The 26341-nt window shown below is 35.9% G+C and carries 25 protein-coding genes; 17 read left to right on the top strand and 8 right to left on the bottom strand.

Going from position 1 to position 26341, the window contains the following annotated elements:
* Nucleotides 1-159: 159 nt before the first annotated feature.
* Genes sfsA through radC form a run of 3 tightly spaced genes read left to right on the top strand, consistent with a single transcriptional unit; the run spans nt 160 to nt 2511 of the window.
* Nucleotides 160-885: a DNA/RNA nuclease SfsA gene (gene sfsA, locus GGR10_RS00585; protein WP_182479453.1), complete on the top strand. Its 726-nt coding sequence runs from the start codon at nt 160-162 to the stop codon at nt 883-885.
* A complete protein-coding gene (gene map / locus GGR10_RS00590; protein WP_182479454.1) occupies nt 869-1699 on the top strand; it encodes a type I methionyl aminopeptidase in 831 nt (276 codons plus the stop codon). The genes sfsA and map overlap by 17 nt, the downstream gene beginning before the upstream one ends.
* 17 nt (nt 1700-1716) lie before the next feature.
* Nucleotides 1717-2511 carry a RadC family protein gene (gene radC, locus GGR10_RS00595; protein WP_010703738.1) on the top strand — a complete coding sequence of 265 codons (795 nt, stop codon included), beginning with the start codon at nt 1717-1719 and terminating at the stop codon, nt 2509-2511.
* Nucleotides 2512-2559: 48 nt separating this feature from the next.
* Here radC and GGR10_RS00600 read toward each other — a convergent pair whose 3' ends face one another.
* The 4 genes from GGR10_RS00600 to GGR10_RS00615 form a co-directional block, all read right to left on the bottom strand.
* The gene (locus GGR10_RS00600) at nt 2560-2772 is read right to left on the bottom strand and encodes a DUF3126 family protein (protein WP_010701184.1); all 213 of its coding nucleotides are present in this window, start codon (nt 2770-2772) and stop codon (nt 2560-2562) included.
* 862 nt (nt 2773-3634) lie between these two features.
* Nucleotides 3635-4408 carry an alpha/beta fold hydrolase gene (locus GGR10_RS00605; RefSeq protein WP_182479455.1) on the bottom strand — a complete coding sequence of 258 codons (774 nt, stop codon included), beginning with the start codon at nt 4406-4408 and terminating at the stop codon, nt 3635-3637.
* On the bottom strand, nt 4405-4851 hold the full coding sequence (locus GGR10_RS00610; protein ID WP_246316818.1) for a DUF192 domain-containing protein: 447 nt from the start codon (nt 4849-4851) through the stop codon (nt 4405-4407). The genes GGR10_RS00605 and GGR10_RS00610 overlap by 4 nt, the downstream gene beginning before the upstream one ends.
* A gap of 182 nt (nt 4852-5033) precedes the next feature.
* Nucleotides 5034-5609 carry a cold-shock protein gene (locus GGR10_RS00615; RefSeq protein WP_182479457.1) on the bottom strand — a complete coding sequence of 192 codons (576 nt, stop codon included), beginning with the start codon at nt 5607-5609 and terminating at the stop codon, nt 5034-5036.
* A 304-nt stretch (nt 5610-5913) separates the two neighbouring features.
* Here GGR10_RS00615 and GGR10_RS00620 point away from each other — a divergent pair, with 304 nt between their 5' ends.
* The 5 genes from GGR10_RS00620 (at nt 5914) to GGR10_RS00640 (ending at nt 10768) form a co-directional block, all read left to right on the top strand.
* Complete coding sequence (locus GGR10_RS00620) at nt 5914-7047, top strand: ABC transporter substrate-binding protein (RefSeq protein WP_182479458.1); 1134 nt, start codon at nt 5914-5916, stop codon at nt 7045-7047.
* A gap of 110 nt (nt 7048-7157) precedes the next feature.
* Nucleotides 7158-8234 carry a branched-chain amino acid ABC transporter permease gene (locus GGR10_RS00625; RefSeq protein WP_182479459.1) on the top strand — a complete coding sequence of 359 codons (1077 nt, stop codon included), beginning with the start codon at nt 7158-7160 and terminating at the stop codon, nt 8232-8234.
* Nucleotides 8234-9292, top strand: coding sequence for a branched-chain amino acid ABC transporter permease (locus tag GGR10_RS00630; protein WP_182479460.1), 1059 nt, complete (start codon nt 8234-8236; stop codon nt 9290-9292). The genes GGR10_RS00625 and GGR10_RS00630 overlap by 1 nt, the downstream gene beginning before the upstream one ends.
* Nucleotides 9289-10071, top strand: a complete 783-nt coding sequence (locus GGR10_RS00635) for an ABC transporter ATP-binding protein (protein WP_182479461.1) — start codon at nt 9289-9291, stop codon at nt 10069-10071. The genes GGR10_RS00630 and GGR10_RS00635 overlap by 4 nt, the downstream gene beginning before the upstream one ends.
* On the top strand, nt 10058-10768 hold the full coding sequence (locus tag GGR10_RS00640) for an ABC transporter ATP-binding protein (RefSeq protein WP_182479462.1): 711 nt from the start codon (nt 10058-10060) through the stop codon (nt 10766-10768). The genes GGR10_RS00635 and GGR10_RS00640 overlap by 14 nt, the downstream gene beginning before the upstream one ends.
* Before the next feature lie 102 nt (nt 10769-10870).
* Here the strand turns inward: GGR10_RS00640 and gatA are convergent, their stop codons facing one another.
* Nucleotides 10871-12355: an Asp-tRNA(Asn)/Glu-tRNA(Gln) amidotransferase subunit GatA gene (gene gatA, locus GGR10_RS00645; protein ID WP_182479463.1), complete on the bottom strand. Its 1485-nt coding sequence runs from the start codon at nt 12353-12355 to the stop codon at nt 10871-10873.
* A 29-nt stretch (nt 12356-12384) separates the two neighbouring features.
* Nucleotides 12385-12672, bottom strand: a complete 288-nt coding sequence (gene gatC, locus GGR10_RS00650; RefSeq protein ID WP_182479464.1) for an Asp-tRNA(Asn)/Glu-tRNA(Gln) amidotransferase subunit GatC — start codon at nt 12670-12672, stop codon at nt 12385-12387.
* A 155-nt stretch (nt 12673-12827) separates the two neighbouring features.
* Between gatC and ruvX the strand changes: the two genes are divergently transcribed.
* Nucleotides 12828-13307, top strand: coding sequence for a Holliday junction resolvase RuvX (ruvX, locus tag GGR10_RS00655; protein ID WP_182479465.1), 480 nt, complete (start codon nt 12828-12830; stop codon nt 13305-13307).
* On the opposite strand, the gene GGR10_RS00660 is transcribed toward ruvX, so the two are convergent.
* Nucleotides 13292-14917, bottom strand: coding sequence for an acyl-CoA dehydrogenase family protein (locus tag GGR10_RS00660; protein ID WP_182479466.1), 1626 nt, complete (start codon nt 14915-14917; stop codon nt 13292-13294). The genes ruvX and GGR10_RS00660 overlap by 16 nt on opposite strands.
* A gap of 112 nt (nt 14918-15029) precedes the next feature.
* Here GGR10_RS00660 and GGR10_RS00665 point away from each other — a divergent pair, with 112 nt between their 5' ends.
* The 4 genes from GGR10_RS00665 to dprA are packed head-to-tail and all read left to right on the top strand — an operon-like array spanning nt 15030 to nt 19147.
* Nucleotides 15030-15995: an aspartate carbamoyltransferase catalytic subunit gene (locus tag GGR10_RS00665; RefSeq protein WP_182479467.1), complete on the top strand. Its 966-nt coding sequence runs from the start codon at nt 15030-15032 to the stop codon at nt 15993-15995.
* Nucleotides 15992-17296, top strand: a complete 1305-nt coding sequence (locus GGR10_RS00670) for a dihydroorotase (RefSeq protein ID WP_182479468.1) — start codon at nt 15992-15994, stop codon at nt 17294-17296. Before GGR10_RS00665 ends, GGR10_RS00670 begins: the two co-directional genes overlap by 4 nt.
* Nucleotides 17297-17304: 8 nt before the next feature.
* Nucleotides 17305-17958 (top strand): glycerol-3-phosphate 1-O-acyltransferase PlsY, encoded by a 654-nt coding sequence (plsY, locus tag GGR10_RS00675; RefSeq protein ID WP_182479469.1) that lies wholly within the window; start codon nt 17305-17307, stop codon nt 17956-17958.
* Entirely contained in the window at nt 17915-19147 is a 1233-nt protein-coding gene (gene dprA / locus GGR10_RS00680; protein WP_182479470.1) for a DNA-processing protein DprA, read from the top strand. Before plsY ends, dprA begins: the two co-directional genes overlap by 44 nt.
* Here dprA and GGR10_RS06985 read toward each other — a convergent pair.
* On the bottom strand, nt 19077-19283 hold the full coding sequence (locus tag GGR10_RS06985; RefSeq protein WP_208431672.1) for a hypothetical protein: 207 nt from the start codon (nt 19281-19283) through the stop codon (nt 19077-19079). The genes dprA and GGR10_RS06985 overlap by 71 nt on opposite strands.
* A gap of 247 nt (nt 19284-19530) precedes the next feature.
* On the opposite strand from GGR10_RS06985, the gene topA reads away from it, so the two are divergent.
* The 4 genes from topA (at nt 19531) to GGR10_RS00700 (ending at nt 26301) form a co-directional block, all read left to right on the top strand.
* Nucleotides 19531-22080 carry a type I DNA topoisomerase gene (topA, locus tag GGR10_RS00685; RefSeq protein ID WP_182479471.1) on the top strand — a complete coding sequence of 850 codons (2550 nt, stop codon included), beginning with the start codon at nt 19531-19533 and terminating at the stop codon, nt 22078-22080.
* A 58-nt stretch (nt 22081-22138) separates the two neighbouring features.
* Nucleotides 22139-24415 (top strand): ribonuclease R, encoded by a 2277-nt coding sequence (gene rnr, locus GGR10_RS00690; RefSeq protein ID WP_182479472.1) that lies wholly within the window; start codon nt 22139-22141, stop codon nt 24413-24415.
* Nucleotides 24416-25020: 605 nt separating this feature from the next.
* The gene (gene rpmG / locus GGR10_RS00695) at nt 25021-25188 is read left to right on the top strand and encodes a 50S ribosomal protein L33 (protein ID WP_007477349.1); all 168 of its coding nucleotides are present in this window, start codon (nt 25021-25023) and stop codon (nt 25186-25188) included.
* Between the two features lie 540 nt (nt 25189-25728).
* Nucleotides 25729-26301 carry a thermonuclease family protein gene (locus tag GGR10_RS00700; protein WP_182479473.1) on the top strand — a complete coding sequence of 191 codons (573 nt, stop codon included), beginning with the start codon at nt 25729-25731 and terminating at the stop codon, nt 26299-26301.
* Nucleotides 26302-26341: the final 40 nt, after the last annotated feature.

The raw sequence follows: 26341 nt of genomic DNA on the forward strand, positions 1-26341 counted from the left end.
TGAATTCCGAAAGAAAAATGACTCTTGCACTCATAACAATGTTATTGATTGTTACAACTATTATTTTTTATGCCAATGTAACTATATCTGATGTGCTTCAACTTATCTAAATATAAGTCTTGAGTTGAATTATAAGATTATGCCCTTTAATAAGGGAATATGTTCTTTGTTCCTGAACTCTATCCCGCAAAGCTTGTTCGCCGTTATAAACGCTTTCTTGCTGATGTTAGAAAGAATGATCAGCATATCTTTACCGTTTCAGTTCCCAACACAGGCTCGATGCTTGGGTTAACAACTCCCGACTCTAATGTTTGGCTTTCATACAGTAATGATCCTAAGCGAAAATATCCATATCGATTAGAAATTGTCGAAGCAGATAATACTTTGGTTGGCATTAATACAACTTTGCCTAACAAACTTGCATTAGAAGCAATTCAAAATGGCTTATTACCCGAATTAAGTGGATATAAAACCATTTTAAGTGAACAACGCTACGGTACACACTCACGTATTGATTTTCTTCTACAAGATGACACCCTTCCAGAATGTTATCTGGAAGTAAAAAACGTTCATTTCATACGTCAAAAGGGATTAGCAGAATTTCCCGATACCGTAACAAAACGTGGTGCACGCCATCTTGATGAGCTCATAAAAATTGTGCAACAAGGAAAGCGAGCAGTTATGCTTTATATCATTCAACGAGAAGATTGCTCAGCTTTTACAGTTTGCCGTGATCTTGATCCCACTTATGGATGTAAATTTGATTTAGCTTTAAAATCAGGGGTAGAATTTTATGCTATAAAATGTCACGTAAGTATAAAAGGTATTTTTCCGATTCACCAAGTAAAAATAGAAAATAGCAAGAAAAATGACCAGTTATATTGAATATAATAAAGTACCCTTAAAATTTAATGGACAAATTCGTATCTTTGACGACTATGCTTTTTCTGAAATGCGTAAAGTTGGTCGCATTGCAGCAGAATGTCTTGATGCACTCACAGATATCATTAAACCTGGTATCACTACACAAGAAATTGATGATTTTGTCTTTATTTATGGAGCTGAACGCGGTGCTTTACCTGCCGACTTAAATTATCATGGATACAGCCACTCATGCTGCACATCTATCAATCACGTTGTTTGCCATGGCATACCCAATAAAAGGCCTTTGCAAGAAGGTGATATTGTTAATATTGATGTAACATTCATTCTCAATGGTTGGCACGGAGATTCAAGTCGCATGTATCCTGTTGGAAAAATCAAGCGTGCTGCAGAACGCTTGCTAAAAATAACTCATGAAAGCCTTATGAGGGGAATTGCAGCAGTTAAACCTGGTGCAACTACAGGTGATATTGGTGCAGCCATTCAGCGTTATGCGGAATCTGAACGGTGTTCAATTGTGAGAGATTTTTGTGGCCATGGAATTGGTCAACTTTTTCATGATGCACCAAATATTTTACATTACGGAAATCCAGGGGAAGGTGAAGAATTAAAACAAGGTATGATATTCACAATTGAACCCATGATTAACCTTGGCAAGCCACAAGTTAAGATTTTATCTGATGGCTGGACTGCTGTGACACGTGATCGTTCACTTACTGCACAGTATGAACATACAATTGGCGTAACAAATCAAGGATGCGAAATATTTACTGAATCTCCTAAAGATATTTTTTATGTTCCAAATTCATATGCTTAAATAAATGTAGTAATATTATGGCTAAAAAATCAAATAAAAATGGAGTCATGCAAAGCAATTCCTTTGAGCTAACATCAAGTGCTTCGCTTAATCCGATAGCACAAACAAAAAATGAAAAGCTTAAAACAAATTCAAAAATAACTAAACATTATGAAGGACATCGTGAACGTCTGCGTAAACGCTACTTAAAGACGAAGGGCAATGCAATTGAGGATTATGAATATCTTGAGCTATTGCTTTTCCGTACTCTTCCTCGAGTAAACACAAAAATAATAGCCAAAGATTTAATAGAACGTTTTGGCTCATTAACTGATGTGTTGAACGCTGATATTAACCTTCTTCAAGAAGTTCCTGGATGTGGGCCAGCTACTGCAATAGACTTAAAAATCATTTCAGGTGTCGCAGGACGTCTTGCTCGTGCACAACTGTCTAAACGTGATATTTTTTCCACGTGGGATAAAGTATTAGCTTATTGCAAAGCTGTTATGGCGCATGAAACACGGGAACAATTTCGTGTTCTATTTCTTGATAAGAAAAACGGTCTACTTTCTGATGAGGTGCAACAAACTGGCACTATCGATCATACTCCTGTCTACCCTCGTGAAGTTGTCTCTCGAGCTTTAGAATTATCTGCATCAGGACTTATCTTAGTTCACAACCACCCTTCCGGCGATGCTACACCTTCTGATGCAGATATATCAATGACGTACAGATTAAAAGATATTGCCAATGCACTCGGAATTATTCTTCACGACCATCTCATTATCGCGCGTAACGATTACACAAGCTTTAAAGCACTAAAACTTATATAAACCAATTGAATGCAGAAGAAAATCGTATTCCAATTACAATTAATTGCGTCACTTTCCTAGATCAATATCTAATATAGCCATTGAGAAGTTATAGGATAATTCATCTTCATCCTCATCCCGGTAAATAATACCCAAAAATTCATCCCCGATATAAACTTCACAAGAATCATCTTTTTTCGGCCGTGCTTTTACTTGCAATGCTGAATTTTGGAACGTCTTTTTAAAATAACTATCAAGTTTTCTTATTTCATCAGCATTCACCGCACTCTCCTACATTTTAAGATTATCAATTAATTCCTTTTTTGCAGATAAAATACTTCTATGATTCTGCAAAGATGGTAAAATTTTTTTATTCCCATTATCTTTAATCCTGTTATTTATGTTTAAAACAAGATCATTTTTACAAACTTTATTGAATAACTTTCAATAAAAAAGCCTATAATTATTATTAAATTTTAAAATAAAAAAATAAACAACAATCTTCGTTTTATTTTTTTATTTAGCCCCCTCTTCTATAAAGATATTCGAAACATACCTTAAATATCAACCGCTACAATGCTTAGTTATTTTACTTCAAGTAAAGTCATTATAAATAAAAACATTATTTCCTACAAACAATGTTTTACTTACCATGAATTTTTTTGCATGATCTACAGTAATCTTTTTCCAATAATTATTTACTAAGTAAATAAATACAAACAGAAAATATTTTTGAAAAATAAATTTACTCTTTTGTTTTTTTCTATAAACAATAACTTTGAACTCAAAAAGAGAATAAGTTCAACTAATCTATCGTGAAGAAGATTTTTATTCTAGCATAAGTTGTATTAAATTTATAGCAGTTACGATTTGTCTATAAAATCTACGATATAAAAATCATTCCATTTATTTTACAAATTAAAAAACTGAAATATTTAATTGATTTATATTATTTATTTCAATATTTTTATATATAAAAATTAAATTATAATATAATCGGTTAATGTAAGCTTTTACCAATATCTTTCTGTTTTTAAACATAAGCTGTACAATAAAACAGAAATTCCGAATAAGCTTTTTATATTTTCAAAATAACAAAATGTTAAATTCTATTTCAACATTCTATAAATAATATAAACGAATTTCATGCAATCGGATAACGAGAAAGAAAGTCGATAACACCTTTTTTATAAACCTGATCTCCCACAGCAAGCATATGATCTCTTCCTGGAATTTCTAACACTTCACCATGTGGCAACAAAGCTACTAATGGCTCTGCCTCACCACTGATATCATCTAACGAACCAACAGCAACAAGTGCAGGTTGCTTGATTTTATGAACATCAGACTCTGTTAATTTTTGTGCTGATGTCATGATACAAGTAGCAAGAGCGCGTCTGTCACTTTTAGTTTGATCTACAAACTTACGGAACATCAGACCACGTGCATTAGTAATAGTTGAAATATCTTCTGCTAAAAGAGCTTCTGAAACGGGTTTCCAGTCACCTCCCCCTGTTACCATACCAATCCCTAAACCTCCAAAAATAACACTATGCACATATGTTGGATACAAAAGCGCCATAAATGCACTGATCCGAGCACCCATGGAATATCCCATAACATGAACTTTAGATAATCCTAAATGTTGAAGCAATTTAACCGCATCGCCAGCCATAGCTTGAGGAGTGTAAAATAAAGGATCATAACTTTTAACTGAATCACCATGGCCACGATTATCGAGAGCTATAACTCGATAACCTGCTTCAACAAGGCTACGAAACCACCCTGTTGCATACCAATTAATCCGTGCAGAAGATCCAAAGCCATGAATCAACAAAATAGGAATACCCTGACCTTCTTCGCGATAAGCAAATCGTAAACCATCGTGTTCAAAAAAATAAACATCTTTTGCCGTCATTCTCTATTACCTTTACATTTCCCACAAATAGCAGGATGAATAACACGCTGCCCTTTTTGTATGTTTTTATCAGCAACTTCACCAGCATTGAGTTCAATAGCAAAAGCTGCCGGCACTATTGATGAAATAATATCTTCCGAAAAGATACGGGTATTTTCAACAATTGAAACAATAATTCCCTCAGAGTTTAAAAAAATCATATCCAAGGGTAAAGGAGTATTTACCATCCACATAAACATTTCCTGTGTATTCTCAGATGTATTATTTACTGAATTTTTAAATAACATTGCATGATTTTGAGGAAAATGAGTGCGGTACATCAAGCCAGCGCTTGACTGAGCTTGTGAAAAGGCAATTTCAACATTATAAGAAAATGCACCTTGTTTTGTATTAATTACTAAGGGGGTTGAATCAACTGGAATTTGTATAGGCTTTTTTGCCATAATCACTTTCATACCTACACAAAAAAATATTCCTATACAAAAAAAGATCAATTGAATGATTTGTTTTCTTTTAGAAAACTTCAAATATCTTACTCCTTTTTAATGATTAATTTTTTAGCTTTATTAGAAGATAAAAAGTACTAAAATCTTAAAAAAAATAAAATAACTATGAATATTGAAATTTAATGCGTAGCAAATGGAAGTGCTATATCGGGATAAATTTCTGCTGTCATCAGGCCTTTTTCTCCTTTACCAAAACGCACAATAACAACTTGCCCAGAACGAAGCTCTGCTAAACCAAAACGACGCAATGTTTCCATGTGAATAAAGATATCTTCTGTTCCCTGCCCTCGGCTAAGAAAACCAAAGCCTTTATCACGATCGAACCACTTAACAATTGCACGCTCTAAACCACTTTCAGGAGTAACTACAATATGTGTACGTACCGGAATTTCTGATGGATGAACAGCAGATGATAAATCAATAGACTTGACCTGGACACATTTTAATCCCCGTTCAGTTTTCTTTACAGCGCAAATAATTTTAGCACCTTCCAAAGCTGTTTGAAATCCATCTCGTCGCATTACAGTAACATGTAATAATATATCAGGAAGCCCACATAAATCAGGTACTATAAACCCATACCCCTTACTGCCATCAAACCATTTAATAACACCACTAATTTCAGTAATTTCACCACAAACATCGAAATTATCTTCAGACAGGGAATAATTTTTTAAGGTATCCTTACTCGTCATAATCAAACATGATTCCTGTAGGGTTAAATTCTACAAATTGATTCTTATCACGTTCAGTAAACATTGCTATTGTATCAACAAGCAAGCCCCAAGATAAGATTTCCCCTACATTGTAGTAACACCTAAAATTTGGCAAATTAATCCACAATATAAATACTTCTCTGAAACGCTTAATCGTATACTTCACACGGTTAATAAAGAACCTTCATACACAATGATTAATTTTTATTAATTGTGTAACTTGCATGATAATAGAGTTCAATATAAAGTATAAAGTTACAATTATAAATAAGGGGAGTATACAATGCAATTGAAGAAATTCCTCACTATAATCGCTACAATGGTGATGCTTATAGCAAATGCTTATGCTAATGCTCCTATTAAAATTGGTGTTTACCTTCCATTAACAGGCCAAAATGCATTTGGAGGTCAACTTGAACTGGAAGGTATACAGTTGGCACATAAAAAAATACCTGAAATACTAGGACGTAAAGTCGAGCTTATTATTATTGACAATAAATCCGATAAAGTAGAAGCAGCTAATGCTGTCATGCGTTTAACTGCAAATGACAATGTTAACGGTATTATTGGAACTTATGGCTCTTCATTAGCATTAGCTGGTGGAGAAGTATCTGAAAAAGCAAAAACTCCTGTTATCGTGACTTCAGCAACAAATCCGCTTATTACGCATGGCAAAAAATACTCTTTTCGTACATGCTTCATTGATCCTTATCAAGGTGCAGGTGCTGCAACTTACGCAATTCAAAACTTACATGCAAAAAAAGCAGCTATATTAAAAGATATATCAAGTGATTACGCAATCGGGCTTGCAAATTATTTTAATCGTTCATTCAAAAAATTAGGTGGTGAAGTTATTTTAAATTTAAACTATAATTCTGGAGATCAAGATTTTTCAGCTGCTCTCACACAAATTATAGCACAAAAACCTGATGTTTTATTTATCCCATCTTATTTTTCTGAAGGTTCCATTATCATGAAGCAGGCGCGTGAATTAGGTGCACAATTCCGCATTATGGGGGGTGATGCTATGGACAACCCAGAAACTATTGCAATTGCAGGACAAGCTGCAGAAAACTTTTTACATACAACACTCCCCTACGATAAAGATATGCCAAATATGTCAAGAGCTGCACAAGAATTTACAAACGAATGGAAGACAGCTTACCCCCATAAAGAGCCAAATATCAATTCAGTTTTAGGGTACACAGCTTACATAATGTTTATGAAAGCTATTGAAAATGCTGCAAGTGCTGATCGCGAAGCAATCACTATAGAATTGAGTAAATTAAAAGATGTACAAACACCTTTTGGTAGTATGTCTATGGATGAAAATCACAATCCTCAAATCCCTATCGGTGTTATTGAAATAAAAGGTGGCAAACGTATCTATTTAAATGAAATCAAGCCTGCCATTTAATTTTAGAACATTGATTTATTAAAACTGATTGAAAATTATTCTTTCAATTAAATTATTCAAAAATCTTATATTCTACCCTATATAAACTAACAAATGCAGAAGGACAAAAGATGAATACTGAAATGTTCATTCAGCATTTTTTTAACGCGCTAGCATTGGGATCGCTTTATGGGCTTATCGCGATTGGTTATACCATGGTTTATGGTATCTTAAGATTAATTAATTTTGCTCACGGCGATATCTTTATGTTAGGGGCATATTTCGTTTTCTTTTCTACAATTAGCTTTATGCCTGCGTGGGTTGCTGTCCTGCTTATATTGTTAGCTCTCCTCATTTATTATTCAGTGTTTATAGGGTTTAAAAAACGCCCTGAAATTTATTGGATTGCAATTCTTTTTATCCTTATTTTAGGGCTTATTTATTATTCAAAAATTGCTCCACAAAATTTCACACCGATTTGGATTTTAGCCATTTGTTTTTCAATTTTTATCACAAGTGCACTAGGTATTGCTGTTGATCAATGTGCCTATAAACCTTTGCGTAATGCTCCACGAATTTCAGTGCTCATCAGTGCAATTGGTATTTCCTTTTTCATTGAAAATCTTGCAACTGTACTTTTTAGTGGTGTTCCCAAGGGTGTGAAACAGCCAGATTTTCTTGTCACACCAATTCAATGGCATTTGGGACAAGGATCAGATGCGATTATTCGAATTAGCCCTATGTCCTTTATTGTTCCTGTTGTTTCCTTTATTCTTGTTGTTCTCTTGTTATGGATTATTCATAGAACAAAACCTGGCCTTGCTATGCGTGCAATTTCGCATGATATTGAAACTGCTCGTTTAATGGGTGTTTCTGTTAACAAGATTATCGCATTCACATTTGCTATAGGTTCGGCATTAGGCGCCATAGCAGGAATCATGTGGGCTTTACGTTATCCTCAAATCCAGCCTTATATGGGTATACTTCCTGGACTAAAAGCATTTATCGCTACTGTTATTGGAGGTATTGGATCAATTCTAGGAGCAATGCTCGGAGGATTATTGTTAGGTTTTCTTGAAATTATGATTATCGCCTTTTTTCCAGCTTTATCTGGATATCGAGATGCTTTCGCTTTTATTTTATTAATTGTTATCCTGCTGGTAATGCCAACTGGTTTAATGGGCAAAAAAAGTCAAGAGAAAATCTAATGGCAAAATCAACTACGCTTTTTCTATCATTTATCAGTATTGTGGCTCTCATCGGCTTTTTATTTTATGCCGATACTCATTTTAATGACTATACACTGCGTATTATCAATCTTATTGCTATAAACGCCATATTGGCAATCTCTCTTAATTTGACTTACGGATTTACAGGTATGTTCTCTCTTGGACATGCTGGTTTTATGGCTATTGGTGCTTATATATGTGCAATTTTACTTCTCTCTCCTGAACAAAAAGAAATGATGTGGATTCTAGAACCGATAGCTGAACCATTGCAAAATCTGCAATTACCTTTTTTTATTGCTGTCATTATAAGTGGTTTATGTGCTGCAGCTGTAGGCTTATTGGTCGCTTTGCCTATATTACGCCTTGGTGGTGACTATCTTGGAATTGCAACATTAGGTTTTGCAGAAATTATTCGCGTCATTATTACCAATGCTACATCTTTAACAAACGGTTCATTGGGAATTAAAGGAATACCTCAAAATGCTACATTATGGTGGAATTATGGTTGGTTAGCATTTACAATTATTTTTATAACTCTTTTATTACAAAGTAATATTGGCAATGTATTGCGCGCTATTCGTGACGATGAAATCGCCTCAAAAACAATGGGCGTCAACACTTTCTTCTATCGTAGCCTTTCTTTCACTGTTGGTGCATTTTTTGCAGGTATTGGAGGTGCATTAACAGCTGCTCTTATTTCAACCATCGATCCTAAAATGTTCAACTTCCTTCTAACCTTTAATATTTTGATGATTGTTGTTGCCGGTGGTCTTGGTTCTATTACAGGAAGTATTGTAGGCAGCATTATTATTACAGTGATGCTTGAATCACTTCGTATTATTGAATCCCCATTAAATTTAAGCTTTATATATATTCCAGGAATACCAGGACTACGTATGGTTGTTTTTTCACTTCTATTGTTGATAATCATCTTATTCTGGAGAAAAGGATTATTAGGTCAACGTGAATTTTCATGGAATTGGATTTATTCCTTTTTAACAAGGAGGACACTCTCTAGTAGTGAGGAAAAGTCATGAACGACATTATTCTTTCACTTAATGATGTTATAATGCGTTTTGGCGGATTAATCGCTGTTAACAATATCAATATGGCTATCAAACGGGGAACAATTACTGGATTAATTGGTCCCAATGGTGCTGGAAAAACCACTGTTTTTAATATAATTTCTGGTTTTTATACACCTACAAATGGAAAAATTCTTCTAGATGAAGAAAATATTTGTGGTCTTTCACCTCATATTATTTGTAAACGCCATATTGCACGAACATTTCAAAATATTCGCCTTTTTTCAGGATTAACAGTATTGCAAAATGTCATGGTTGGTGCCCACGTTCGGCAAAAATACCCATGGTTTGCTTCCGCTCTTTTATTACCGAGTGCAATTAAAGAAAAAAACAAGCTTTATAAAGAATCGATGGAGATTCTTGAACGACTTCAGCTTGCTTATCTCGCCAACCAGCCAGCAACCACGTTGGCTTATGGTGCACAACGGCGTTTAGAAATTGCTCGGGCTTTAGCGACAAAACCTAAATTACTTCTTCTTGATGAACCTGCTGCTGGAATGAATCCTCAAGAAAGCGAGGAACTTAGAAAATTCATAGAAAAAGTAAGAACAGAATTTGATCTTACAATTCTACTTATTGAACATGATATGAAAGTTGTCATGGGGCTTTGCCAAGATATTTGGGTGTTAGAATATGGCCGTTGCATCGCCAATGGTACCCCAGATGAAATTCGCCATAATCCTAAAGTTATTAAAGCTTATCTTGGGGGAGATATGTATGAACATTCTTGAAATAAAAAATCTTCACGTTCATTACGGCGCTATTAAAGCTGTTCAAGATATTTCTATGTCCATAAAAAAAGGGAGTATAGTAACTTTAATTGGTGCCAATGGAGCAGGAAAAAGCAGTACTGTACGTTCTATTGCAGGACTTAACCGGCCTATTTACGGAGATATTATATATAAAGGTGAATCTATTACAGAAAAACAGCCCGAAGAAATTTTACAATTGGGCATTGCATTAAGTCCTGAAGGACGGCGTATTATGCCTCATTTGACTGTATTAGAAAATCTCCAGCTAGGCGCTTATATTCGTAATGACAAAGTCGGTATTGCTCATGATATTGAATGGATATTTGACTTATTTCCACGGTTACGTGAAAGATCCAAGCAATTGGGTGGTACGATGTCAGGCGGTGAACAACAAATGCTGGCTGTAGGACGTGCACTTATAAGTAATCCTGACATGGTGATATTGGATGAACCGTCTCTTGGTTTAGCGCCACTTCTTGTACAAGAAATTTTTTCGATCATCCGCAAAATTAATGAAATGGGAAAAACTGTTCTTCTTATTGAACAAAACGCATTTGCAGCTCTTTCTGTAGCCGATTATGCTTATATTTTAGAAGTAGGAAAAATTTTATTTCATGGTAAAAGCCAAGCTATGCTTTCTGATCCACGGGTAAAAGAAGCATATCTTGGCGGTTAAAAAATATAATACGAAATTACAGCCCGCTCCAAAAGATCTTTCTCTGTCTCTTAAGGAGAGAGTGTTTTTACTGCTTCATAAAAAATGTAAGCTTGTGATTTTTTATGGCCACCATTTTTCAGCATTTAACGTTCCCGCCGCTTGCTCTATAATGTAAGCTATCTGAAAAATTGTTTCCTCAGCAAAAGGCTTACCAATCAATTGCAATCCTAGTGGTAAACCATTTAATGATAAACCTGCAGGAACAGAAATACCTGGTAATCCCGCCATATTAACTGACACAGTACAGATATCGTTTAAATACATTGCTATTGTGTCATTCTTTATTTTTTCATCAGCAATACCAAAAGCTGATACCGGTGTTGTAGGCGTTAAAATAGCGTCAACACCAGCAGCAAAACATTGATCAAAATCACGTTTAATTAATGTTCGCACCTTTTGAGCTCTAAGATAATAAGCATCATAATAACCTGCAGAAAGAACATAGGTACCAATTAAAATACGTCGTTTAACCTCATCACCAAAGCCAGATGAGCGCGTATTTTCATACATTTCAATGACATCTTTTCCTGGCATACGAAGCCCAAAACGGACACCATCATAGCGTGCTAAATTAGAAGACGCTTCTGCAGGAGCTACGACATAATAAGCGGGCAAAGCATATTTTGTATGAGGTAATGAAATATCAATAATCTGAGCCCCTGCTTCCTTTAGCCAATCCATCCCTTTTTGCCAAAGGTCAACAATTTCAGCAGACATTCCTTCAATATAGTATTCTTTTGGAATACCAATTTTCATTCCCTTAATTGATTGACCTATATAATTTTCATAATCAGGCACAGGTACATTAACCGAAGTTGAATCTTTATCATCAAAGGAAGCCATTGATTTCAGCATAATCGCGCAATCACGCACATCTCGTCCGATAGGCCCAGCTTGATCAAGCGATGAAGCATACGCTATGGTCCCCCACCGTGAACACCGTCCATAAGTCGGCTTTATTCCCACAGTACCAGTAAATGCTGCTGGCTGACGTATTGACCCACCAGTATCAGTTGCTGTTGCTCCTGCACAAAGTCGTGCTGCAACAGCAGCTGCAGAACCACCTGAAGAACCACCTGGGACAAGTTTTTCATCTGATCCTTTTTTTCGCCATGGATTAATAGCTGGCCCATAATGTGATGTTTCATTAGACGACCCCATCGCAAACTCATCCATATTAAGTTTGCCTAACATAACCGCCCCATCTTTCCACAAATTAGCCGTTACTGTTGATTCGTATTTAGGTTTAAAACCATCGAGAATATATGAACAAGCTTGAGTATGGACATCTTGTGTTGCAAAAAGATCCTTAATTCCTAGTGGAATCCCCTCTAAAATACCAGCTTGTCCTTTCGCAAAACGCTTATCTGATTCAGTAGCCATTTTTGTTGCTTGTTCTGCTGTTAGCGCCACATAGACATTTAAAGTTGGATTAGCTAACTCAATTGCTTTTAAATAAGCTTCTGTTAATTCAGTTGCTTTTAGATCTCTCTTTGTTAAAGCATCACGAGCTTGTGCAATCGTTAGGGTTGTTAAATCAGTCATATTGATTCTCGAATTTTAAATATTAAAAATTACTCGACGACCTTTGAAACAAGAAAGAAATTTTCTTCTGTTATAGGTGCATTTGCTACAATTTCTGCAGCTTTATTACCATCTGTAATATTATCTTCACGCATTCGCAAAGCCATAGGCATTACCGATGTTAATGGTTCAACTCCATTGATATCAACTTCATTAAGTTGTTCTACAAACTCTAAAATGGCATTGAATTCCTTTGTCATGCGTTCTATTTCATCATCATGAATAGCAATACGCGCTAAATGTGCCACTCTTTTGACTGTTTTATTATCAACAGACATATTATGCCTTTCTGCTCAAATTTGATTGCGACATTACTCTCTTCATGTTTTGGCTATACAAGCTCACTTCTATAAGCGCAAGAATATTGATATCTGTATCAAAACTTCACTATAAATATTAACCTAAAATATTAAGAAACTCTAAGTATAAACACATGGCTGTCATTAACATACATGAAATTACTACACATCTTTTACCCAAACAAACGATAGCAGGTTTGGATTTGGGCACAAAAACTATCGGAATTGCTATTTCTGATATCAGTTTAACCTTTTCAAATCCACGCCCCGTCATTCAGCGGAAAAAATTTACCTTAGATGCCCTTACACTTGTTCAAATCTTTAATAATGAAAACGTAGGGGTTGCTGTTATTGGCTTGCCTGTTAACATGGATGGAAGTAACGGCCCTCGTGTTCAAGCAACCCGAACTTTTGTTAGCAATATGGGAGCATATACAAAAATTCCATTTGTTTTTTGGGATGAACGATTGTCAACAATTGCTGCACAACGCTCCCTTTTAGAAATGGATGTATCGCGTGCTAAAAGAGCAGCCCGTATTGATTCTGCAGCTGCTGCTTTTATATTACAAGGCTTTCTTGATAGAATTCAGAACCTAAATCACACAGAAGGATAAAGGATCTCCAATAATTGTCCGGGATTATATCGTGCAATCATCATACCATAGGATAATCTCCATTGTCCTCCAAGGCGGCTTTCCATATAAGCATTTACAATATATTCCATTTCCTTATAACGTAATGATGCAGTTGCAGCAGCATATGCCACTTGCTCAACAAAAAAACGACCTGCTCCTTCATTTGTTGAAGCCATATGGATAGCAGATTTGATAATTTCAACTGCTCGCGGACCTGCTGGCCCAATATTAGTTGCAATTTTTTCTAACAGTTGCTGAAATAATCCAGGTGCTTTATTAGCTATAAGAATTGCGTCCCTCACCAATTGATTAGAATCATTATTTCTAACTATCCGCGCAGATCCATCATGTAACATTTGCGATAATGGATTGCCTTCCACAAAACTTTCTAAACCAAGCTGTGCAATAATTTCACTAACAATAGGAACAACTAATTGATTTACATGACAAGCAATAATAGGCGTCATAATACGTGCAAAAGCTGCTTCAGCGCGACTATTTGTAGCATTATCAAATGCCCGTGCTAAACGTAAAACCAATGCTTGTGAAGCAGCAATATCAAGTGCAATATCAGCAAAAATACGCTCTGTTAGTGGTGGTAAAGGCTGATTTGGCATTTTTTTCCGAAAAAAGTCTATGCCAAATTGAAGTGCTGCGCGCAAAACACCTGTTGATATCACAGACTGATCGAAGCGTGTCATAGTCTCGATATCTTTAATTATTTTAGCCCCCTCCCCAATATTTCCCAAAAGCCAACCATAACTGCCTTGGAAATGGACAACCCCCTCTGGCACTGAATATTCTCCAGAACGCTGCAATAAATAATGAATTGAGATATTATTTATTGCACCATTTTCTTGCACGCGTGGAACTAAAAAGCAGCTTAAATGACCATCTATTTCCGCACTAACAAGATACCCATCAGCGACCGGATTAATAACATTGGTTTTCACACTATTTAAATGATACAGATCACGCCCCATCTTTTCATCAAAAGAAACTTTCTGAGCAATTGGAAAACTAGAAGGATATTTTTCACTTTTTGCAACATTATCAAAAGCACAAGTAAGAGAAGCACCTTTTTTATCATCAATAGGCTTGAGGGATGAATCATATTGACGTGACAAAAGTACGTTTCGCCATCTTTTAAATAACTTAATGTCCCCAATTAATACCGCAATAGCTGCACTTGTTATAATAACCTCATTCAAATGACCGGTTTCCAGACCGGCAGATAAAGCTAAACGAATAGCACGTGCTTGATAACGTATTCCACTTTCCGAAGCTATATTTTCCCACAGTGAAGTACTTAACCCCACTTGTCTAGAATATCTTTGAAGAGTATCATAGGCAGGGTGAATTTCTAACTGTTCTGTTAATTGGCTCCATTCGGTATTATAGCGTAATATTGGTCGATAGTGATTTGCTAAACGGGAGAGATCTCGTGCTTCATGGCTAGCTACAAATGCCCCTATTTCTTCAAAACTTGCTAATAAAGATGCAGGCAAATTAGATGCAATACGAAACATAAGTGTATCACTAAGAAACGCATTTTTTCGGTGGCCATTCTGCATAAACAGAGCACTCATAGTATATTCCTTATTCGAATCATTGATATCATAGACTATTTATCTTTTTACATTTATTACATTCAAACAAATACTTGTTTAAATTCTTTAGAAATCTCTAGAAAAGAATGCTATGACTCAAAATACTCTTTTTCCGATTTTCCCCTACCGTCATCTTTTAGGTATTAAAGGTTTAAATGTACAAGACCTTACCACACTGCTTGACCGTGCAGATGCAAATATTACTTTTTCCAAGATAATTGACAACAAAAAACCCACACTGCACGGACGTACTCAAATTAATCTTTTCTTTGAAGCCTCCACACGAACACAATCCTCATTCGAACTAGCTGGTAAGCGGTTAGGAGCCAACGTGATGAATATGGCTATTAGTAATTCATCCGTCAAAAAAGGAGAAACATTGATTGATACAGCAATAACTCTCAATGCAATGAATCCGGATATACTCATCATTCGCCATAACTGCGCCGGAGCAGCTGCTCTTTTAGCGCAAAAAGTTGATTGTTGTGTCATTAATGCAGGAGATGGTGCACATGAGCACCCAACACAAGCTTTATTAGATGCCCTGACTATTCGAAGAATAAAAGGACGTATTGAAGGATTAACTGTTGCAATTTGTGGGGATATCTTGCATTCACGTGTCGCACGTTCCAATATTATTAGCCTTAATGCTTTAGGAGCACGTGTTCGTGTTGTTGCTCCTTCAACACTTCTGCCAACTGGAATAGCAGACATGAGCGTTGAAGTTTTTAACACAATGAAAGAAGGTCTTAAAGGTGCTGATGTTATCATGATGTTACGCTTACAACGCGAACGTATGGTAGGTGCCTTTATTCCTTCCGTTCGTGAATATTTTCATCATTTTGGTTTACATAAAGAGAATTTAGCTTATGCAAAAAGTGATTGCATCGTCATGCATCCTGGCCCAATAAACCGTGGTGTAGAAATTGCTTCTGACATAGCAGATGGAGTACAAAGCGTGATCCACACACAAGTAAAAATGGGAATCGCTGTGCGCATGGCTGTTATGGAAGCCTTACTCGATTCGCGTCATAATTGGAGTGGAGAAAAGAAATGACAAAACCAACGGTTTTTCAAAACGCTCGTATTGTTGATCCTTCGCGTGCAATTGATGAAATTGGTACAGTTATTATTGAAAATGGACTGATTGTAGCAGCTGGCAAAGAAGCTTTAAATCAAGGAACACCCGAAGGTGCAGAAATTATTGATGCACAAAATAAAGCGATTCTACCTGGACTTGTTGATGCACGAGTTTTTGTTGGTGAACCAGGAGCTGAGCACCGTGAAACAATCGCTTCAGCTAGCCAATCTGCGGCAGCAGGAGGTATTACTTCCTTCCTCATGATGCCAGATACACAACCAGTTATTGATAATGTGGCGCTTGTTGAATTTATTACGCGCACAGCACATGAAACGTCATTGGTCAATATTTATCCTGTTGCTGCTATCACCCAAGGTTTAGGTGGACAAGAAATTGCCGAATTCGGTTTATTAAAAAATGCAGGTGCTATCGCTTTTAGTGAAGGAAAAAAAACTCTTCAAAATTCATCTGTTATGCGACGCGCAATGACTTATGCGCGTGATTTTGATGTCACTTTGATTCATGAGACACAAGACAAAGACCTTACAGGTCAAGGTGTTATGAACGAAGGTCTATTGGCAAGTTGGCTTGGCCTTTGTGGAATTCCGCGTGAAGCGGAAATCATTCCATTGGAAAGAGATTTACGACTGGCTGCACTAACACAAGCACGCTATCATGCTGCACAAATATCAACAGCTATGTCTGCCGATGCTATTCGTTTAGCAAAACAGAACAATACAAAAATTTCAGCCGGTGTATCCATTAATCATTTATCCCTTAATGAAAATGATGTCGGTGAATATCGTACCTTTTTTCGTCTAATGCCTCCACTGCGTGCAGAAGAAGATCGTATAGCAATGATTGAAGCAATAAAAGATGGAACAGTCGATATTATTGTTTCTTCTCATGACCCTCAAGATGTTGATACAAAACGCTTACCATTCCAAGACGCTCAAGCAGGTGCTATTGGCATGGAAACTCTCTTAAGTGTTGCTTTACTCCTCTATCACAATGAAATGATATCTCTTTTAAGACTGACTGAACTCTTATCAACAGCACCTGCAAAACTCTTTGGTCTTAATGCTGGAACACTCATAAAAGGTGCTAATGCAGATCTCATTTTAGTTGATCTTGATGAACCATGGATACTATCTTCAGATATGCTTCATTCACGTTCAAAAAACACACCATTTGAGAATACACACTTTCAAGGACGTGTTATCCAAACACTTGTTAAAGGCCAGTCAGTGTTTAAGCTTGATCAACAAATTAAATGAGACTTTTGATGAGTGAAATAGAAGCACTTTTTCAAGTTCATATAGGATTTATTTTTCTAATATCTTATCTCATCGGTTCTATCCCATTTGGACTACTTTTCACACGCTTTGCTAAACTTGGCGATATAAGGACAATTGGCTCTGGAAATATTGGAACGACAAATGTTTTACGTACAGGAAATAAGACAATTGCAGCTCTTACTTTTCTTTGCGATATGCTAAAGGGAGCTATTGTTATCCTAACTGTAAAATTTCTAATCTATCCAATAGGAAACAGTATTCCAGTAGAACACAGTATTATTGTTATTCTAGCTGGCTTTTTTGCTTTCTTAGGACACACTTTCCCTATATGGCTTAAATTTAAAGGTGGCAAAGGTGTTGCTACTTATCTAGGTGTATGCTTAGGATTTTACTGGCCATCAGCAGTTGTTTTTATCATCATTTGGATGGGAATTTTTCTATTTACGCACTATTCTTCATTATCCGGGCTTATTGCTGTTATTATTGTTCCAATTTTTATTTATTTTTTTTCTCCTTACTTCTATGCTCATTGCATAATAGTAATAATGAGCATACTTGTGATTATAAAACATCACACGAATATCAGTAGATTATTAGTTGGGAAAGAAAGTAAGATTGGCACTAAAAACAGAAATAAATAAAGGGATTCCACTTACTGATCATCAACGTTTAAACTGGTTGCGGTTATTACGTAGTGAGAATGTTGGGCCTGTTACTTTTCGTAATTTAATTGATCATTATAAAACAGCAGAAAATGCTTTGGCTGTACTTCCTGAGCTTAGTAAAAAAGGTGGTCGTTGTGCACCTATTCGAATAGCAACGTTAGAAGATGCTGAAAAAGAGATGCAAAAAGCTGAAAAATTGGGTATTCGTTTTGTCGGCGTAGGAGAACCAGATTATCCAGCATATCTTAAGGTAACAGAAGCCTCCCCACCACTCATTACTATAAAAGGCAATGTTTCAGTTTTTCATAAATCTTCCGTTGGGATTATTGGCTCTCGAAACGCTTCGGCAGCAGGTAAAAAGCTAACTGCTCAATTTTCTCATTTTCTTGGTAATGCTGGTTTTATAACCATTTCTGGACTTGCACGTGGCATTGATAGTATTGCTCACCAAACAAGTTTAAAAACAGGTACCGTTGCAGTTATGGCTGGAGGAATTGATCATATCTATCCTCCTGAAAATAAAAAACTTTATGATGATATTATCACGAATGGTGGAGCAATTATTAGTGAAATGCCTGTTGGTTGGAAACCACGTGCTATCGATTTTCCAAGAAGAAATCGTATTATTGCAGGTTTATCGCTTGGCCTCTTAGTAACAGAAGCAGCTATGCGGTCAGGATCCTTAATTACAGCCCGTCAAGCTGTTGAAATAGGACGATTAATTTTTGCCATTCCCGGTTCTCCACTTGATCCAAGATCAGTTGGTACAAATAATCTTATTAAAGAAGGTGCTTTATTGGTTACACACCCTTCTGATATTATAGAAACGCTTACACCATTAGTCTCAAACACTGTAAGTTCTCAACTCAATCTTTTTGAAAAAGAATATCCAATTCAATTTCAACAGGAAGGTTTTAGTTTACCTAATACAGAAACTGATAAATCTGCTTCTACTAGAAATGATTCAGAACGCCTAGCTGTTCTTTCAGCTCTTTCAACAACTCCAATTGATCTAGATACATTAAGTAGTCATTCAAATATTCCCTTACAAAACCTTTACCTCTTATTAGTTGAACTTGAACTTGCCGGGAAGCTTATTCGACACTCTGACGGTTGTGTGTCATTGTCGACGTTGAATCTTCCCCAAGCCCCTCAGAGCTATTAATAACACTTTGCCCCTCCTTGGCTACCATATCCAAGAGTAATGCTAAAAGTGGACTATGAGCTTGACGCGCCATTTGACTCATTTGTTTTGACATATCCGTGATATAATGGATAATTTTTAAACGATTTATAGGCATATTTTTTTTATCCTTGAGCATTCTCCCCATCTCTCAATAGATGTTATCTTAATATTTTACCGCATACTTTTTTATATTAGTCACGGAAAACAAGTTGTGCGGTCTCTTATAAAGTGTATTTTTAATAATAACAATCAAAAGTTGTATAATATAGTTTTTTTTATGTGTTCTTGACTAATTGCCATTAGCTATTCATTTGAAAGGAGTTTATAGAGAGAATTTTTTATTTTAACATTCGGGTAAAATCATGGATATCGTTATCGTCGAATCTCCAGCTAAAGCAAAGACAATTAATAAATATCTTGGACCTCAATATAAAGTAGTAGCATCATTTGGGCATGTGCGTGATTTGTCTGCAAAAGATGGCTCTGTTTTACCTGATCAAGATTTTGCCATGAAATGGGATATCGATACTGCTTCTGCAAAACGTTTAAACGAAATAGCAAAAGCAGTTAAAGAAGCTGATAGTCTTATTTTGGCAACTGACCCCGACCGTGAAGGGGAAGCCATTTCATGGCATATCCTTGATGTTCTTAATCAAAAAAAAGTTTTAAAGGATAAACCTGTTAAACGGGTTGTTTTCAACGCAATCACTAAAAAATCTGTACTTGATGCTATGAATAATCCGCGTGATATTGATATATCGCTTGTTGATGCTTACCTTGCGCGCCGCGCTCTTGATTATCTGGTTGGTTTTACACTTTCACCTGTTTTATGGCGTAAACTACCAGGTTCACGTTCAGCTGGTCGTGTTCAATCGGTTGCTTTACGTATTATTTGCGATCGCGAATCAGAAATAGAACATTTCATTAAAGAAGATTACTGGTCGATCACAACATCCTTAAAAACGATTCGAGATGATAATTTTTACGCGCGACTGGTAGCATTTAACCAAGAAAAGCTTGGAAAGCTTGATATTAAATCCTTAGAACAAGCAGAAAAAATCCGCTCCATGCTGGAGGAGGCAGAATATCGTACTTTAAATGTTGAAGCAAAACCTATAAAAAGAAATCCTTCCCCACCATTTACAACATCCACGTTACAGCAAGCTGCCTCTTCAAAATTAGGTTTCTCTCCTTCTCGTACTATGCGAATTGCCCAAAAACTTTATGAAGGTGTTGAAATTAATGGTGAAACATCAGGTCTTATCACTTATATGCGTACAGATGGTGTACAAATGGCAACAGAAGCCATTGATTCAGCACGAAAAGTGATTAAAGAGTCCTTTGGTAATAACTATGTTCCTGAAAAACCACGTTTTTATTCAACAAAAGCAAAAAATGCACAAGAAGCGCATGAAGCTATTCGCCCAACAGATTTTCAACGCAACCCCAATCAAATACGCAATTTTCTTGATAGTGATCAAGCAAAATTATATGAATTAATATGGAAACGCGCTATTGCAAGCCAAATGTGTTCTGCTGAAATTGAACGTACAACAGTCGAAATTCAAGCGATTCAAGGAGAAAATAATGCAAATTTGCGTGCAACAGGATCTGTTATTCGCTTTGATGGTTTTATTTCTGCCTATACCGATCAACGAGATGAAGAAAATGGTGAAGATGATGAATCAGCGCGCCTACCCCACATCAACGCTAATGAAGCACTAACAAAAGAAAAAGTTGAGGTAACTCAACACACTACAGAGCCCCCTCCCCGTTATTCTGAAGCTTCATTAATCAAAAAACTTGAAGAATTGGGTATTGGCCGTCCTTCAACTTATGCCTCTATATTAGCGATACTTTCTGAACGTGGCTATACTGTAACTGATAAACGAAAGCTTGTTCCTGATGCTAAAGGACGTATTGTCACAGCTTTTCTTGAAAGTTTCTTTAATCGCTATGTAGAGTACGACTTTACAGCAAATCTTGAAGAAAAACTCGACCTTATATCGGATGGAAAACTAGCTTGGAAAGACGTTTTACATGACTTTTGGAATGAATTTAATGCATCCGTTACCGATATCCAGAAATTGCGTATAACGCATGTCCTTGATGCCTTAAACGTAATATTAGCACCTCTTGCTTTTCCTACGCGTGAAGATGGAAGTGATCCCCGATCTTGTCCTCTTTGTACAAATGGCCAGTTATCGCTAAAATTAGGGCGTTATGGTGCATTTGTTGGCTGTTCCAATTATCCTGAATGCAAATATACACGCCAACTTGGTATAGATACAGGAGAAGAAAGTGAAGCTGTGCGCAGTGACGAACCTCTTGTACTTGGCGTTGATCCTGAAACGGGAAAAGATATCTTTCTTTGCACTGGTCGCTTTGGTTCATATATTCAACTTGGTCAAGATAAAGGAGCAAAACGTGTAGGGCTACCAAAAGAGTGGGCAAGAAAAAATATTGATCTTAATCAAGCCCTATCTTTGCTATCTCTTCCCCGTGAAATTGGCGTTCACCCTGAAACGGGAAAAATAATCACAGCCACAATTGGGCGATATGGCCCCTATCTTTCTCATGACGGAAAATCTGCAAATCTTTCTGATATCAATGAAGTTTTTGAAATTGGTATCAATCGTGCTGTTACAGTATTAGCTGAAAAACAAGAAAATAAAACAAAACGGGGCCGGACAACACCTGAAGCACTAATCACATTAGGTGAGCACCCAGAGGGTGGAACTGTCACTGTGCGCGATGGACGTTATGGTTTGTATGTAAATTGGGGAAAAATTAATGCCACATTACCAAAAGATAAAGACCCCACTGATGTAACACTTTCAGAAGCATTAGACCTTCTCTTAGCCAAAGCATCCGCCCCTAAAAAAGGGCAAAGAGTGAATAGGAAAAAATAGTTACACAAGAAAAGATAGCATCAAAAAAAATTCTTCTAAGATAAAAGAGGCATAAATTTTGGTTAAAGGTCAGAAAAAAACAAAATATCTTCAGTCTTCTTATACTGAACAACTGCCTAATAAAGCAGAAATTTTGTCCTTTATTACTGATAATCCTAACCTATTAAATAAACGCGAAATCGCTAAGGCTTTTAATTTAAAAGGCGATTCTCGCCGTTGGTTGAAAAATATGCTCGATCAGTTGAAAGATCCTAGCTCTGTATCAAAAAGACATAAGAAAATAACGACTCAAGAGAGATTGCCCCCTGTTACTTTAGTTAAAATAAGTGCATCAGATAACAATGGCGGTTTTATAGCACAGCCTCTTGAGTGGAAGGGTGATTTAACGCTAAATATTGAAATACCTCCTCGCTATATAAAAGAAGCCAGTATTAGTCTTGGAGATCATTGTCTTGTAAAAATTTTTCGAAATAAGGCCCCTCAAAGTTTCTCCTACACAGGGCGTATTATCCGCAAAATTAATAAGCAAGAAAGAACTATGCTCGGCATAGTAAAAAAATTAGAAAATAACCAATGGCAGCTTTGTTCTATAGACCGTAAAACTAATGACCTAATTATTGAAACACCCTTAAATGTTGATATAAAATCGGGTGATCTCGTTGAAGCTGAAATTAGAAAAAATACGGCTTACAGATCAAAAAGCGCAAAAGTAAAAAATGTTTTGGGATCTATCGATAGTGAAAAAGCACTTTCAATGATTGCGCTTATCTCAAAAGGAATTCCTTATGTTTTTCCTGAAGAGGTCTTGAAGCAAGCCAAAGGTGCAAAACCTATTGTCAGCACAACAAATCATGAAGATTGGCGACAGTTACCGTTTGTTACAATTGATCCACCAGATGCAAAAGACCATGACGATGCCGTTTATGCCGTAAAAGATGAAGATCCTGAAAATAACGATGGTTGGATTGTCACTGTAGCAATCGCAGATGTCTCTTATTATGTGAAAACAGGAAGTGCTTTAGACCAAGAAGCATTGAAACGAGGCAATTCTGTTTATTTTCCTGATTGCGTTGTGCCAATGCTTCCTGAATACATCTCTAATAATTTATGCTCTCTTCTTGAAGGAAAAGACAGGCCTGCTTTAGCAGTTCGTATGATTTTTGATGCAAATGGCAACAAACGCAAACATAGTTTCCACCGTATTATTATGCGTACGGTAGCTAAACTATCTTATCAAGAAGTACAATGTGCAATTGAACGAAATACAAATGAAAAAACAGCCCCTCTTCTTGAGAATATCTTGCAACCATTGTGGAGCGCTTATACCAAACTCAAAATTGCACGCAATCGTCGAAAACCACTTGAATTAGAGGTACCAGAAAAAAAGATCATTCTTGATCAAAATGGGCATATTAAAGATGTTGTGGTTCCACCTCATCTAGAAGCACATCGCTTGATTGAAGAATTTATGATACAAGCTAATGTTGCAGCCGCGGAAACATTAAAAGAACATCATCAGCCCTTTATTTATCGCGTTCATGACAAGCCATCTCTCGCAAAACAAGAAATACTACAGAACTTTCTTCAGAGTTTAGGGATATCATTTTCTCGAAAAGCAGAGCTTACATCAGAACGATTCAATAATATTCTTACGCAAGTCATTAATACACAACAACAGGAATTGGTTAATCAGGTTATTTTACGCTCACAATCTCAAGCTGAATATAATCCTGAAAATATAGGTCACTTTGGCTTAAATCTGCATAACTATACACATTTTACATCACCAATCCGTCGTTATGCTGATTTGATTGTTCATCGAGCACTTATTAAAGCCCTGCAATTAGGTGATGACAAACTAACAGATTCACAAGAACAAAATTTAACAGCAATTGCCATGCAAATCTCTGCATATGAACGCCGTGCAATGATGGCTGAAAGAGAAACTGTCGATCGGCTTGTTGCACATTATTTGGTGAATAAAATAGGCCATTCATTTAAAGGTCGCATTTCTGGAGTTACAAAAGCAGGTCTTTTTATTTCACTTGATAAACTAAATGCAGACGGCTTTGTGCCCATTTCCACACTTAAACGTGATTACTATTATTTTGATGAAACACAACATACCCTTATAGGAAAATGGAGTTGCAAAGGCTATCAACTTGGCGACGAGGTAGAGGTAAAGCTTATAGAAGTACAACCTCTTGCTGGTGCTTTATGTTTTGAAATATTAACGCAACCTCATTCGTTTGCTTTTTCATCCATTCCCTATCGTAAAAACAAATTTATAGCAAAAAAACGGGAACGTAATTCCTATAAACAAAGACGATATTGAAAAAATAAACTATATCTTTGTCCTTAGATATTACCTTTTTCTAAGAAAGAATTTAAATTATCACTACGCTATAAGAATATTTATTCTCACTTCAATTGATTCTGTCCGTATTTGAAAAAATTGCAGTTCATTATTTATAATTAGACTATACAAACGATTACACTTCATTGTTCAAGAAGCATATGGAAAAATAAGATTAATTCTTAAAAAACCTACCCTGCTTAGATTAAGTATTAACATTAAAGCAGAAAACACAATTTGCTTTACTGCTAATGACTAAACAGATTTTTTAAAATAACATCATTAATTATAGTGAAATCACAATAATTACCGTGGATCATTTTCGATCTAGAATTAGCGTACTCATTGAAGTAATTGTTATTGGTCAAGCAACAAATATTTAAAAACTTTTTTATTTTTCCTCTGTGATGATTTACTTCCTTGGCTGATATATTAATCTAGTACTTACACTTACCTGATAAGAAAGCTAATCAAGTCTTGACTTTTTTTATAACATCCGTAGTGTTGGCAATGAAATATAATTGCATCAAAAGTGAGTTTTGAAAGCAAAATAGTATCATTTTCAGTTTAATAGGATCCTTATTATGGCTAAAGCAGCAACTATTAAAATTAAGCTTTTGTCAACTGCAGATACTGGTTTTTTCTATGTAACAAAGAAAAATAGCCGCACAATGACAGACAAAATGAGCAAACGTAAATATGACCCAATTGCTAGAAAACACGTTGAGTTTAAAGAAACAAAAATCAAGTAATTGATTTCATCTATTTAAATTGTAGCGCTGTTTATTTCTGCTAATCATATAAACACACTTAAAAAACACTAAAAAGTATTGAGCGTTTTTTAAAAGCTTTATTTCATAGCTACTATTTAAAGCAAAATTGATTAAATAATTGGTTTGTATTTTGCTCTAAATGATGGTGATTTATCTTGCCAAAAATTCCATTAATTGTCAGATATTTTGCTGCTTTATTATGGTAAGAGGCTTTTTATATTGAAGATAGCAAAAAAGGTTTTCAACTAAGGCTATTTAAATAGCTCAAACAAATGGAATTTTTTTTATTGTATACGTAAAATTATAAAAAATAAACTCAGTTAGTTAACGAACAACATTATAAATTTGAATATTTGAGTATTCAAAAGGGCTTTTAGCCACATAACATTAATACTAATGGGTATTGCTCCCGAGATGTTTATTATCATAATGATGTAATCAACATTAAAAAAATAAGATACTTCCACAGTATAAAGTGTATCTTGACTTAATCGAACACATTATGATATTAATTCTTCCATGAGAAATAATGCTTTTTATTTTGATTTAAGTGACCTTTATCAGAAAGTTACAGTTTTAGGAACTTTTATAGTCGTTAGCGTTTTCATCAATGTAACGATTAATGTGCGGTGCGTTTGGTCGCGACCTCAAGAAGTGGTTTCTGCTTCAACAGAATCCATTACAGGGAATGCGATTGTTATTGATGGTGATTCAATCAGAATTGGTGATGTTATGATCCGGCTTGTAGGAATTGATGCTCCTGAACTGCGTCAGTTTTGTGGTATGGAGGCAGAGCGTTACCCATGCGGCATTAGAGCCAAAGAGCATTTACAAAAGCTTATAGCAAACCGATTTGTTACCTGTTATTGGGATAAAAAAGACAAATATCAACGTGTTCTTGGCACATGTAGAACAGAAAAAGTTAAAAATATTAATGCAAAAATGGTGCGTGATGGGTGGGCTATAAGTTACTATGGTTATACATACCAGAAAGAGGAGCAAAAAGCCAAAGCGCAAAAAAAGGGTATATGGCAATCGCATTTTCAACAACCGCAAGAGTGGCGAAAAGTTCATCCTTATATAAAAAGATAAAATTATTGCTTTTTGGTAATGCTGTCATTAGTTTTTATCT

It is taken from the genome of Bartonella chomelii (assembly GCF_014138465.1).
GTDB classification, from domain to species: domain Bacteria; phylum Pseudomonadota; class Alphaproteobacteria; order Rhizobiales; family Rhizobiaceae; genus Bartonella; species Bartonella schoenbuchensis.